Source organism: Xanthomonas hortorum pv. cynarae (assembly GCF_002939985.1).
Classification (GTDB): Bacteria; Pseudomonadota; Gammaproteobacteria; order Xanthomonadales; family Xanthomonadaceae; genus Xanthomonas; species Xanthomonas hortorum_D.
The window spans coordinates 216,297-229,683 of record NZ_MDFM01000003.1 but is presented as its reverse complement, the minus strand read 5'-3'; the positions used below and the strand labels follow the sequence as shown (position 1 = coordinate 229,683).

The window sequence follows — 13,387 nt, the reverse complement described above, 5'->3', positions numbered from 1 at the left end:
TGCAGAAGTCCCAGATCGTGCGCATCAAAATCGAAGCAGTCTCGCTGGACTCCACCAGCGTCAAGGTCCATCCCGATGGCACGGGTACATTAAAAAAAACGGCCCGCAGGCCGTCGGCAAGTCCCGCAGTGGATGGAACACCAAGATTCATATGGTTGCCGCAGATGCTCGAACAGCCATCACCTTTGGATTGACGCCTGGCAACGTGCATGACGCACCTGCAGGCCGCGCGTTGCTTGAACACCTCGGGCCAGTGGAGCGGCCGATTCATTTGTTGATGGACCGTGCTTATGAAGGCAACGAAACCCGCCAGTTGGCGCTCGATCTTGGCTTCGTTCCGGTGGTTCCACCGAAATCCAATCGGGTCGAGCCTTGGGAATACAACCGGGAGATGTACAAGCGGCGCAACGAAGTAGAGAGACTGTTCCGTCGCTTGAAAGGCTACCGCCGGATTTTCTCGCGCTTCGAGAAGCTGGATGTCAAGTTCCTTGGATTCCTCAGCTTCGTCCTAGTCGTTGATGGGCTTCGGATGTGTTAACAGGCCCTAGTTACATATCGCATAGACCGGCAGCGGCGATCGCAGCGACTGCACGCCGTTGCTATGCACCGCCGCGCGCAGTCACGCGCGTGGCTTCAATCCGAAGGAGAAGGCTATGACCTTCAATGCCTTACTCGCCAATCAAATCAGCGAGATGGTTGCTACCAGCATCGTCCAGCTCAATGAAGACGACCTGATGCCGGGCGATGTCACGGTGGCTATCGACTACTCCACCGTCAACTACAAGGACGCGATGGCAGTCACCGGGCGTGGCCCGATCATTCGCAATTTCCCCTTGATTCCGGGCATCGATTTTGCCGGCGTGGTCCAGGCATCCACTTATCCAGGCATTGCGATAGGAGATCGTGTGCTGGCCAATGGCTGGGGATTGAGTCAGACCCATCATGGCGGCTACGCGCAGAAGGCGCGGGTGCCTGGCGATTGGTTGGTCAAGATTCCGGACGCATTTTCCACGCGCGATGCGATGGCGATTGGTACTGCCGGCTACACCGCCATGCTGGCGGTGCTGGCATTGGAGCACGGCGGGCTGACACCCGAACGCGGCGACATCCTGGTCACCGGCGCAAACGGCGGTGCCGGTTCGGTCGCCATTGCCTTGCTGTCGGGCCTGGGCTATCGCGTGCTCGCCTCCACCGGCCGCCTGGAGCAGGCCGAGTATCTGCACAGCCTGGGCGCCGCCGAGATCATCGACCGCGCCAGCTTGTCCGAGCCCGGTTCGCCGATCGGCAAGGAACGCTGGGCCGGTGTGGTGGATGCGGTGGGCAGCCACACGCTGGCAAACGCGCTGGCGCAGACGCAGTATCGCGGCGTCGTCACCGCCTTCGGCATGGCGCAAGGCGTTCAACTGCCGGCATCGGTGCTGCCTTTCATCCTGCGCAATGTCACCCTGGCCGGCATCGATTCGGTCAACGCGCCGCAAGCCGTGCGCGTGCAGGCCTGGTCGCGTCTGGCGCGTGATCTGGATCTGGACAAGCTTGCAACGACGATCCACACCATCGGCCTGGCCGAGGTGCCGCAGAGTGCTGTCCAGCTATTGGAAGGCAAGGTGCAGGGGCGCACTGTGGTGGACGTGAACGCATGAGCACGCCCACCGCGTCACGTGCGTTCCGCTCCCTGGCCACGTTATCGGCGTTGTTGCTTTTCGCCTTGGGCGCCGCCTGGTTGCTTGCGCCTGCGACCATGCTGGCCAACTGGGGCGTCGCGTTCGACAGCGATGCGCTGGGCCTGGTCGGCCGCCGCGCCGCGCCGCTGTATGCCGCCATCGGCGTCATGCTGGTCCTGGTGAGAAACGCGCCGCCGTCGCCGGGCCGCCGGGCGGTGATCGCAGGCTTCGTCACCGCGTGCCTGCTACTGGCAGTGCTGGGCGTTGCGGAGTGGGCTGCCGGTCACGTCAACGCAGGCATCTTTTCGGCGGTCGCGATCGAAGTCGGCTTTCCGCTGGCGTTCCTGCTGGTGACACGTGCCGATGCCGCACAGCGCCGAAACAAGCACGCGCGCTGAGTGCATGCCTGACAACACCCGGTGGGGTGTTGTCAGGCGAATCCACGTTCATCACGCGCGCTATGCGCGGTGCCCGCTCATTTCCTGACCGGCATCCTTGTCGAAACGCACATGCCACCAGGTGGCGCTGAGCGAAATCAGACTCACCACGCAGAACGCCAGCGAGAAATCGCGTTGCTGCGGTTGCAGATGGTCGCCGGCCAGCATCGCCAGTTTGAGGATCATCGCGCCGGCGCACACGCCCACCGAGAGCATCAGTTGCTGCAGTGTGGTGTACAGGCTGCTGGCGCGGCTCATGCGCGATGCGGGGACGTTTTCGTAAGCGATGGTGTTGTAGGCGGCGAACTGGAACGACATGAAGGCGCCGCAGCACAGCAGCAGGCCGAACATCAGGGCCTGCGGCCAGTCGGGCCGGAAAAAAGCGCACACCATGTAGCCCAGGCTGGCGAGCACGCCATTGCCGATCAGGCTGTTGCGATAGCCGAAGCGGCGCAGCAACTGCGGGGTGATGCTGCGCATCAACAACGCGCCGAGCGCGGTGGCCAGAATCAAGCGCCCGCTATGCGCGGCGCTCATGCCGAAGCTGATCTGGAATAGCAGCGGCAGCAGGAACGGATGCGCGCCCTGGGTGATGCGCATCAGCGCACCGCCGATCACCGACAGCCGAAATGAGTCGATGCGCAGCAAGCTCAGATCCAGCAGCGGGGCAGGGTGGTGGCGTGCATGCCAAAGATATCCCAGGGCCGCGCCGCCGCCGATTGCCAATAGCCAACTCGCTTTGCCGATACCGTCTTCCTGGCTGACCATTTCCAGGCCGAACAACAGACAGCCCAATGCGGTGCCGCACAGCACGAAACCGCGCAGATCGAAGCGGGCAGGGGCCGACTCGGTGGGAATCTCCGGGATGAAACGGCGCACCAGCAAAAAGCCGGCGATGCCGATCGGCACGTTGATGTAGAAGATCCAGCGCCAATCCAGATACGAGACGAAAAACCCGCCCAGCGGTGGGCCGAGCATCGGGCCGATGAAGGCCGGCACCAGCGTCCAGGCCATCGCCGACACCAGATGCCGGCGCTCGACGGTGCGCAACAGGATCAACCGGCCGAGCGGGGCCATCATCGCGCCGCCGGCGCCTTGCAGCACGCGCGCGGCGACCATGGTGGGCAGGCTGTCGGCCAGCGAACACAGGATCGAGCCGCCGACGAACACCCAGATCGATGCACCGAAGACGCGACGCAGGCCGAAGCGGTCGGCAATGGCGCCGCTAGCCGGAATCAGCACCGCCAACGCCAGCAGATAGCTGGTCATGGCGATGCTCATGGCCGGCGCGGCGACGCCGAAGTCGCGCGCCAGGGTCGGTAGCGCGGTCGCCAGCACGGTGGCGTCCATCTGCTCCATGAAAATGGCGCAGGCCAGGATCAGCGAGATGATGCGGTAATCGGGATAACGCGGCGGCGGCAGGGCGCCGGCCTCGGACACGCTGGAGGGCATCGGACTCTCGGTTGCGGGGTCGCATCGCTGGCGCCGCAGACGGCAACCGGATCGGCCCGCGTCGCACGGTGTTGTGCGGCGCAACACGCGCATTGTCCGCTCGTGTGGGGCGGGGTTCAAGCGCACGTGGGTAACAGTGCGTGTGTGGTGATGTAGATGTGGTGGTTTGGGTGTTGGATGGCGGGTGTCGGTGTTGATGCAGAGGTTGGCGGCTAAGGCGGCTGATGGTCACGCAGTACGCGAGCAGTTAAATGGCGCGCCTGGCTGACCGACCCTGGCTGGCCGTACCCTCATCCGGCGCTGCGCGCCACCTTCTCCCGATGGGAGAAGGGATCGCAAAGCCCCTCTCCCTCCGGGAGAGGGGTTGGGGTGAGGGTCCGGCGGAAGACAGCCAACTTCAAATCAACGCTGTACAGCCGGGCTGTCCCAGGCGTCCTTGATCTGCAGGATCTGCGGCAAGGCCTCGCGGAAATGTTGCACCAGGCGCGGTTCCAGTTGTTTGCCGGCCATGCTTTCCAGCTTGCGCACGGCATCTTCCACCGTCCATGGGGCCTTGTAGGCGCGCCGCCCGCATAGCGCGTCGAAGACGTCGGCCACCGCCACGATGCGCGCGGATTCGGGAATGGCATCGCCGGCCAACCCCTTGGGGTAGCCGCTGCCGTCCCAGCATTCGTGATGATGCAGCGCGATTTCTGCGGCCAGTTGAAACACCGGGCCGCGGCCGTGACGCAGCAAATCGTGGCCGATCTGCGGATGCTGCAGCACCACCGAGCGTTCGTATTCGTCCAGCGCATCGGGCTTGTGCAGGATGCTGCCGGGCACGGCGATCTTGCCGGCATCGTGCAGGGGCGCGGCGTCCTGCAGCAGCTGCGCCTGTTGCGTGGACCAACCGACTGTTTCGGCCAGCACGCGCGCATACACAGCCATGCGCCAGATATGCGCGCCGGTGTCGGCGTCCTGTCCCTGGCCGGCGGTGCCGAGCAGATGGATCGCATCGCGGTACTGCTGGGCCAGGCGCGCATTTTCTGCCAGCTTCAGTTGGGTGGCGATGCGCGCCTTGAGCAGCGCGGGCGAGTAGGGCTTGCTGATGTAATCGGCCGCGCCCGCTTCCAGCCCCGCGCGTTGGTCCTGCTCGCTGCTGCGCGAGGTCACGAACAGGATCGGGATGGTGGTGCTGGAGGGTTGCTGCTTGAGCGTGCGCGCCACCGCATATCCATCCATGTCGGGCAATTCGACATCCAGCAGGATCAGCGCCGGCGCGTGGCGGCTGACCGCATCCAGCGCCTCGCCGCCGGATTTGGCGAAGACCAACGGGAAATCGTCTCGCAGCAGCTGGCGCAGGGTCGCCAGGTTGCTGGATTCGTCGTCGACGCAGAGCAGTGGACGGGACGGCATGGATGGATCCTTGCGAACCGGCGCGTGCGGCGGTCAGCGGAAGTGAGTGGCCTGCCAGTCGCGCAACGTGGCTTCGGCGCGACGGAAGTCGAAATCCTCGATGGCGCGTTGCAGTTCCTGCTGCAAGTTACCCGGCAACTGTGGCGTGCAGATCAGCAACGCCTGGTCGATCTTGTCGGCATCGTCGCTGGCAAACGCCGCCTGCAGGATCTGCACGCTGTCGTCGTCCAGCGCAAGACCATCGTCGACAATGACGTCGTCGTCCTCGCTGCCTTGCAGGAAGGCATGGATCGCGGTGGCGGTGCGCTGCATGGTGTCTTTGAGCGCAGTCAACGCCGAGGTGAGGTCGTGGCCTTCATCGATGCGGTTTTCCAGATCGCCGGCGGCACCGGCCAGCGCTGGTAATGCCAGCGACCCTGCTGCGCCGCGCAGCTTGTGCGCCAGCGCACCGATGGCGGCCAGTTCGTTGTTGCGCAGATGCTCGGCGGCGGTTTCGGCCGGGTCCGGATTGTCGCGTAGCAGTTTGAGGAGATAACGCGCATACGGCTCGCGTTCGCGCCACAGGCTGCGTGCGCGCGCCGCATCCAATAGCTCCGAATCGGCGTGTTGCCACTCAGGGCCGGCGTGCAGCTCGGCCTGCGGGGCAAGCGCGGGAATGCGGTGCAGTGCAGGCTGCAGGAAATGGCGGATGGCAGCGATCAGTTCCTCCACGTTGAAGGGCTTGGCGATGAAACCGTTCATGCCGGCTTCCAGTGCTTTTTCCTGTTGCGGACGAAACGCACCGGCCGTGAGCGCAATCACCGGCAGACTGGCCAGGGCAGGGATCTGCCGCAGCCGTCGCGTGGCTTCATAGCCGTCCACCACCGGCATCTGCACATCCATCAGCACCAGATGAAAAAGATCCGGCGCGCGCTTGAGCGTGTTGATGGCCTGCTCGCCATCGTGCGCCACGGTGACCATGGCGCCTTCGCCTTCGAGAATGCGTTGTGCCACTTCGCAGTTGATCTCGCTGTCGTCCACCAGCAACAGATGCGCGCCTTCCAGCCGGCGTGCGACGAAAGCGGGTGTGGCGGCGCGCGCAGCGGCGCGCCCTTCGAACAGTTGTTCCACCAGACGATGCAGCGCTGCACTGGTCACTGGTTTGGTCATCACCGCATCCAGACCCTGTTGCTCGGGATGTTGCTCCAGCAGGCGGCGCTCGTACGCGGTGACCATCACGATGACCGGATGCGGGCCGGGTGTTGCACGTGCGCGTATCTGGCGCGCGATCGCCACGCCATCGATATCGGGCATGCGCCAGTCGAGCAGGAAGATGTCGTAAGGCTCGCTGGCCTGTTCGATCGCCTGCAACGCGGCCTGGCCGTTGGCCACCGCATCCACACGCCAGCCGAGTTCGGTGGCGATACGCACCAGATTGTTGAGCGCCGCATCGTGGTCGTCGGCGATCAGCACGCGTGGCATCGACTCCAACGGCAACGTCGGCAACTCGCGCTGTGCCTGCGGCGGTGGGGATTTTTCCAGCGTCACCACAAAATAGAATTCGCTGCCGCGGCCGGGCACGCTTTCCACTTCCAGCTCGCCGCCCATCAATTCGATCAAGCGCCGGCTGATGGTCAGGCCCAGGCCGCTGCCGCCGTAACGCCGGCTGGTGGAGGTGTCGGCTTGCAGAAACGGCGAAAAGATCAGGCTCTGCTTTTCCTTGGAAATGCCGATGCCGGTGTCGCGTACCGAGAACAACAGCTTGAGCTTGTTCGGGTCGCCACTGGGGAAGCGCCGCACCGACAGCACCACCTCGCCCTGTTCGGTGAACTTGATCGCGTTGCCGACCAGATTGACCAGCACCTGATTGATGCGCAGTGCATCGCCGAGCAGCCAGCGGCTGTCGCGCGGCAACGGTTCGACAATCATTTCCACCGGCTTGGCGCTGAGCGAAGAACGCATCAGGTCGGCGATATTGTCGAACAGCTGGTTGAGGTCGAACGGTGCGCGCTCCAGATCGATGCGCCCGGCTTCGATCTTGGAAAAATCCAGGATGTCGTTGATGATCTCCAGCAGCGAGCGTGCAGACCGATCGATCTTGGCGACCATGTCCAGCGCCGCAACAGGCAGCTCGCTGCGTTGAAGCAGATACAGCATGCCCAGAATGGCGTTCATCGGGGTGCGGATTTCGTGGCTCATGTTGGCCAGGAAATCGGACTTGGACTGGTTGGCGCTCTTGGCCGCGTCCATCGCCAGACGCAGCTGTTTTTCGTGCAGTTTCTGCTCGGTGAGATCCACCGCCACGCCCAGGTAGCCGATCACCTGATCGTTGTCGTCGCGCAAGGTGCTCAGCGTGAGCAACACCGGCAGGTGACGGCCTTCGTGACTGACGTAGGTCCATTCGCTGGTGTCGCTGCGGCCGAGGCTGGTCAGCGCGGCCACCGCTTCCAAGGTGTGCGCCACCGGTGTGCCGGTCTGGTCGGAGAGCAGATGCGCCCGGTCCTGCAGTTCTGCGGGCTCGATGAACTGGCTGGCCTTGCGTCGGCCGATGACATCGTCGGCCCGATAGCCCAGCAGCTTTTCTGCGGCCGGATTGAACAGCGTGACAAAGCCGCTGGAATCGGTGGCGATGATGGCGTAACCGGCATGCGCCAGAATCGCGCGCTGCAGCGCGGAGAATTTCACCAGCTCGCTGGTGCGCTCGGCCACCTGGTGTTCGAGCGATGCATTGAGTTCGACGATGCGCTGGTGCGAGCGTACCCGCTCGGAGATGTCGCGGAAGAAATGCGAATGCCCGGTGAGGGTGTCGTCGCCTTCGAGGATCGGCGCCTTGCTGGCCAGTACATAGACTGCGTGGCTATCGCGGTGGCGCATGATCTGCGCTGCAGAGGTCATCACCGGATGTGGCTCGTCGGGGTGTTCGACTTCCGGGACCGCATACGGTTGCGGCAACAACAGCGTTGCCAAGGTGCGGCCGATCGCCTCTTCCGAGCTGTAACCGAACATCGTCTCGGCAGCCGGATTCCAGTGCGTGATGCGTCCATCCGGGGTTTCGGCAACGATCGCTTCGCTGGAGTTGCTGACCAGTGCAGCCAGTTCCATCTGTTTGCGCAGCACTTCTTCGCGGCGCAATCCGTTGCTGAAATACAGCCAGAGCAGCGCGGCGAACAGCACCGAGCCACCCATTACCAGGCTACCCATCAACCACGGCGAGGTCTGATGGAGCGAGGCGAGAAAGCTGGCAGTGGGGTGGGCGGTGATGATCCAGGTGCGCCCATAGATCGGCAGCAACTGGACAATCGGCGGACGACGCGCACTGTCGCTCGACGGCGTGCCGCTGCGATAGAACGTGTGGGTCGGCTCGTTCCTGTCGGACAGATCCAGCGCAACGTCGTCGCGTTCGCCCAGCGTGCTTTGCACCATCTGTTCGACGCTGAAAGGCGCGTAGACCCAGCCGGTGGTCGCAAGCATGCGTTGTTGCGGCGTCTGCAGCGGCATGCCTTCGCGATAGACCGCGAGCAACACCAGAAATCCGCTTTCGCTGGGAATGCGATACCCCGACAGCGAGACCGGCGAGGTCATGATTGGCTCACCGCTGCGCGATGCCTGCGAGGCAGCGGCACGCCGGCGCGGCTCGGAGGCGATGTCCAACCCGAGCGGCCGGTTGCCCGAGGATTCGGGTTCGAAATACAGCACCATGAAACGTTCGCCATCCCAGGGCGCCAACGGGCGACGATGGATATCGGGCGCACCGTCTGCACGCGCAGCCTGCAGAAAGGCCGCTTCGTCGGCGGGCGCCACGCGATGGATATAGCCGTAACCCAGCACACCGGGGAACTCACGCGAATAATCGCGCGAGCGGCTGTACTGGGTGAAGCGATCGCGACTGATGAGCCCGCTGCCTGCGCCGATCACCGCGCCGCGTGCGCCGCGCAAGCCATGTTCGAAGGTATACATGCGCTCGCTGATGTTGCGCGACAGGTTGCGCACCACATCGTTGAAACGCTGCTCACGCTCGAGTTCGTTATGCCGATGCACCGCAAGCCCGGTCAGGATGGCGGCGATCAAACCTGCGGTGAGAATCAGCAGTGCACCGATCGAGGTACGGCGCCCGTACTTCCTGCGCAGATCCCAGCGGCCATTCGGCATCTTGTTTCCTTTGCCTTGCTGTTGCGTGCCCAGTGTCCTGGCCGACAGCGAGGTCGGCCTCGTGGTACCGCTTGAAGATGATCCAGTCCGTGCAGCACTCCCCTGGTGCTGCAACGTGCCATTGGTGGCCGGTAAATAATAGGTGGCCGTCAGCGGCTGGCCGTGATTGGGCAGCTGTCAGTGAGTGATCAGGTCACTGCCAGTGCATCAGAACGCAAGCCAGATCGACAGCGCATGAAGAGCAAGGCCAATCAATCCACCAACCAGCGTTCCATTGAACCGAATGTATTGCAGATCGCGTCCGACACCCAATTCCAATTGTTCGACGAGGTGACGTTCGTCCCAACTTTTCATCGTCGATGCAATATGTTCGGTCACCGAGACCCGCAAGCGCGAGGTGAGTTTGTCAGCAGCCTGCAACATATGCTGATTGAGTGCTTCACGCAGTGAGGGGTCCGACGACAACGCCTGGCCGAGCGATTGCATCGAGCGCTCCATATGCGCGGCCATCGACGATTGTTCACGCGCCAGGTCGTTGCGCAGCGCATCGCGAATCTCGCCCCACAGGCCTTGCACATACTCCTGCAGCGCCGGGTGTTCGATCGCGCGCTGCTTGAGCTCTTCCACGCGCACGGCCATTTCCGGCTCGTCGCGCAGGCGCGCGATGTAGCGCTGCAGCCACGCTTCGTAGTCGAGCCTGATTGGATGCTCGGGCGTCTTGAGAATGTCTTGCAGTTCTTCGATCGCTGCACGCGCCATGCGGTCGGCCAGGCTGTCGCCGATCTCTTCGATCGGCTTGACCCAGTTCACCGTGCCGACCAGCTTGGGCCACTCGCGGCGTGCGTAGCGCACGATCAGCGCCGAGGCACGCGTCTTGACCTGTTCCTGGTCCAGCCATTCACCCAGCCGCAGCAGGACTTCATCCAGCAACTTCTGATGACGGCCGTCGGTGGTGAGCAGCGCCATCACATCGCCGGCAGTGGCGGCGGCATTCCATTTGCGCAGGCGGTCGACGACGAAGCGTTGGATCGCGCCACGCACGGCTTCTTCGTCCAGCAACTCCAGCGCCTGCTGCATCCAGCCGCGCGCCATCTGCGCGAGCATGCGGGCCTGCTCGGGTTTGGCCAGCCATTCGCCGAGCCGGCTGGCCGGGTCGAACACGCGCAGCTTGTCCATCAATGCATCGGGGGCGAGAAACTGGTCGCGCACGAAACCGGCCAGGCCGTCGGCCAGGCGGTCCTTGCCGCGCGGCAGGATGGCGGTATGCGGAATCGGCAGGCCCATCGGACGGCGGAACAAGGCCACCACCGCGAACCAGTCGGCCAGCGCGCCGACCGTGGCCGCCTCGCAAAAGGCCGACACCCAGGCCCAGATGCCTTGCTCGCCCATCAGGTGACTGACGACAAAGCCGACAAACATGGCCAGCAACAGGGCCACCGCCAACAGCTTCATGCGCTGCAGCTGGGCACGACGGGGATCGTTGGGGCGGGGAGTGCTGACGCTTGGTTCCATGCCCTGAGTGTACCCAGTCGCGTGCGGATGGCATGTCCACGGCGATGCCTGACAACGCTGCTGGCGTCGGCGTAGGAGCGCCCTCGGGCGCGATGGCGTTACCGGGAAAGCTTCATCGCGCCCGAGGGCGCTCCTACGGGTGGTTGCACCGATCGGTTGCGGGCGGTTTGCCGTTCGCGATTGCGGCGTGAGGGTTCGGTAGGAGCGCGCTTGCGCGCGATGGTGTTATCGGGAAAGCCTCATCGCGCCCAGGTGCGCTCCTACGGGTGACGCGCTGCGGTCTGTCGTGCGCTCAGCCGCGCAGACGCTCCAGCTGCGACTGCAGCGCGGCTACCTTGGCCAGTAGCGCGGCGTTTTCGTTTTCCAGCTCGGTGACGCGGCGCTGCAGCGCTTTCACATCGCGGCGTTCGGCTTCGTCACCTTCGGCTTCGTCGGATTTGGGTTTGCGCTTGGCATCGCGCACCCGTTTGGCGGCCTGCTTGAGCTCGGCCTTGCCGGCCTGCGCGGCGGCGCGTTGCTCGTCCTCGGACAAGGTCGCCACGGCGGCGGCGGCGCTGATCGAAATCTCACCGGCCCGCACCGCCTGCACCACTTCCGGGGCGGCCTGTTTGTGAATGCGCTCGATCATCACCACCTGGTTGTTGCTCAGGCGCGCCTCGCGCGCCAGCTCGGCGCGGCTGACCGGGGTGGAGGTCTCTTCCCACGGTGGGCTGTCGCTGTCTTCAGTGCTGCGTGCGGCGCTGTCATCGAGGCCGGTGTCGGGCTGGTCATCTCCGACCACCGGCGCTTCGGCAGCGGCGTCGGCATCGCGCTGGGTACGTTGGCGCGCAGCCAGGATCTCGCGCTTGCGCAGCGCCAGCACGCCACGCTGGAAGTCCGACACGCTGCGCCGGCCCAGGTGCTGCTCGATCATCCACAGATGCACGTCCTGCATCGACTGGAAGCGCGGGTTCTGCACGGTCTGGAACGGCAGGCCGTGCTTCTGGCAGATGCCGTAGCGGTTGTGGCCATCCACCAGCACATCGCCCCACAGGACCAGCGCATCGCGGCAGCCTTCGGCCAGCAGGCTGCGTTCCAGCGCTTCGTGTTCGTCGGGCGTCAGCGGGTCGATATAGGCCTTGAGTTCTTCTTTGACAACGATGTTCATGCGGCAACTGCGGGGAAGTGCGGGGCCGGCATTGTAGTGAGCCTGCACCGGCTTTGCGCGCTTGACCGCGACGCGCCCGGACGCTACACGCGGGCGCTTACGCTGCTGTCATCGAGCCGCTGTCATCAAGCAATGCTGCGCAGGATCTTGCCCAGCGTTTCGACGATCTGCCCGATCTGCTCGGGCGTGACGATCAGCGGTGGCGACAACGCGATGATATCGCCGGTGACGCGCACCAGCAGGCCGCCGTCGTGGAAGCAGCGCTCGAACACCTCGTAGCCACGTGCGCCCGGCGCACCGTCGCGCGGTGCCAGCTCGATCGCGCCGATCAGGCCAACGTTGCGAATGTCGATCACGTGCGGCAGCCCGCGCAGGCTGTGCAGCGCGTCTTCCCACTGCGGTCCAAGCGTGATCGCGCGTGAAAAAAGATGTTCTTCGGCGTAGGTGTCCAGCGTGGCGATCGCCGCGGCGCAGGCCAGCGGGTGGCCGGAATAGGTGTAGCCGTGGAAGAGTTCGATCGCCGCTTCCGGCCCATCCATGAAGGCAGCGTGGATCGTATCTGCCACTAGCACCGCACCCATCGGCACCGTACCGCTGGTCAGGCCCTTGGCGGCGGTGATCAGGTCCGGGGTGACGCCGAAGCGCTGCGCCGCGAACGCCTCGCCGACCCGGCCGAAGCCGGTGATCACTTCGTCGAACACCAGCACGATGCCGTGGCGGTCGCAGATGGCGCGCAGCCGCTGCAGATAGCCTTCCGGCGGCAGGATCACGCCGGCCGAGCCGGACACCGGTTCGACGAAGACCGCGGCGATGGTGGAGGCGTCGTGCAAGGTGATCAGCCGTTCCAGATCGTCGGCCAGCTCGGCGCCGTGCGCAGGCAGGCCACGTGAGTAGGCATTGCGTTCGATATCGAGCGTGTGCCGCAGATGGTCGGTGCCGGCCAGCAGCGGGCCGAACCATTTGCGGTTGTTGGGCAGCCCGCCGATCGACATGCCGCCGAAGCCGACCCCGTGATACGCCTTCTCGCGGCCGATGAAGCGGGTGCGCTGGCCCTCGCCGCGCAGGCGGTGATAGGCCAGCACGATCTTCATTGCACTATCCACCGCCTCCGAGCCGGAGTTGGTGAAGAACACATGGCCCAGACCCGGCGGTGCGATCGCGGCAAGCCGCTGTGCCAGCACGAACGGCAGCGGTGAGCCCATCTGGAAGGTCGGCGCAAAATCCAGCGTGCCGGCCTGCGCGCGGATCGCCGCCACGATGCGCTCGCGGCCATGGCCGGCGTTGCAGCACCACAGGCCGGCGACGCCGTCCAGGATCTGGCGGCCGTCGACATCGCGGTAGTACATGCCGGCTGCCGATGCCAGCAGGCGCGGGCGCGCCTTGAACTGGCGATTGGCGGTGAACGGCATCCAGAACGCGTCCAACTGCGAGGGTGCCTGTAACGCATGCGCCTGGTCGCTCAGCGGGTGGTCGTGCATTGCAGGCTCCATCGCGGGGATGGCATGACTGTACGGCAGGCGTCGCGTCGCCCGTCACCCCTGGGAATGCCCGATTGCGACGCCGATTCCGCGACACGCGTCGCGCGGACTGGAAGGACTAGTCAATTAGTCGCAGCGTCGGCCGCTAACCTCCGGGAATGCCTTGTGGCGCGGGCT

Annotated in this window: 8 protein-coding genes and 1 pseudogene; 3 read left to right on the top strand and 6 right to left on the bottom strand. The window is 64.7% G+C overall.

Annotation, left to right across the window (positions count from 1 at the left end):
* The 3 genes and pseudogenes from XcyCFBP4188_RS03705 to XcyCFBP4188_RS03695 form a co-directional block, all read left to right on the top strand.
* A pseudogene (locus XcyCFBP4188_RS03705) lies at nucleotides 1-538 on the top strand (IS5 family transposase); the annotation flags it as partial.
* 115 nt (nucleotides 539-653) lie between these two features.
* Nucleotides 654-1,640 (top strand): acrylyl-CoA reductase (NADPH), encoded by a 987-nt coding sequence (acuI, locus tag XcyCFBP4188_RS03700; protein WP_104591644.1) that lies wholly within the window; start codon nucleotides 654-656, stop codon nucleotides 1,638-1,640.
* Nucleotides 1,637-2,059 (top strand): hypothetical protein, encoded by a 423-nt coding sequence (locus XcyCFBP4188_RS03695; protein ID WP_006449716.1) that lies wholly within the window; start codon nucleotides 1,637-1,639, stop codon nucleotides 2,057-2,059. Before acuI ends, XcyCFBP4188_RS03695 begins: the two co-directional genes overlap by 4 nt.
* Before the next feature lie 60 nt (nucleotides 2,060-2,119).
* Here the strand turns inward: XcyCFBP4188_RS03695 and XcyCFBP4188_RS03690 are convergent, their stop codons facing one another.
* The 6 genes from XcyCFBP4188_RS03690 to aptA form a co-directional block, all read right to left on the bottom strand.
* Nucleotides 2,120-3,550 carry a DHA2 family efflux MFS transporter permease subunit gene (locus XcyCFBP4188_RS03690; protein WP_006449715.1) on the bottom strand — a complete coding sequence of 477 codons (1,431 nt, stop codon included), beginning with the start codon at nucleotides 3,548-3,550 and terminating at the stop codon, nucleotides 2,120-2,122.
* 402 nt (nucleotides 3,551-3,952) lie between these two features.
* The gene (locus tag XcyCFBP4188_RS03685; RefSeq protein WP_006449714.1) at nucleotides 3,953-4,945 is read right to left on the bottom strand and encodes a response regulator; all 993 of its coding nucleotides are present in this window, start codon (nucleotides 4,943-4,945) and stop codon (nucleotides 3,953-3,955) included.
* A 33-nt stretch (nucleotides 4,946-4,978) separates the two neighbouring features.
* Nucleotides 4,979-9,073 (bottom strand): CHASE domain-containing protein, encoded by a 4,095-nt coding sequence (locus tag XcyCFBP4188_RS03680; protein WP_104591643.1) that lies wholly within the window; start codon nucleotides 9,071-9,073, stop codon nucleotides 4,979-4,981.
* Nucleotides 9,074-9,280: 207 nt separating this feature from the next.
* Entirely contained in the window at nucleotides 9,281-10,585 is a 1,305-nt protein-coding gene (locus XcyCFBP4188_RS03675; protein ID WP_104591642.1) for a DUF445 domain-containing protein, read from the bottom strand.
* Nucleotides 10,586-10,877: 292 nt separating this feature from the next.
* Nucleotides 10,878-11,732, bottom strand: a complete 855-nt coding sequence (locus tag XcyCFBP4188_RS03670) for a plasmid replication/partition related protein (RefSeq protein ID WP_104591641.1) — start codon at nucleotides 11,730-11,732, stop codon at nucleotides 10,878-10,880.
* Nucleotides 11,733-11,857: 125 nt separating this feature from the next.
* Nucleotides 11,858-13,222: an omega-aminotransferase AptA gene (aptA, locus tag XcyCFBP4188_RS03665; protein WP_167393497.1), complete on the bottom strand. Its 1,365-nt coding sequence runs from the start codon at nucleotides 13,220-13,222 to the stop codon at nucleotides 11,858-11,860.
* Nucleotides 13,223-13,387: the final 165 nt, after the last annotated feature.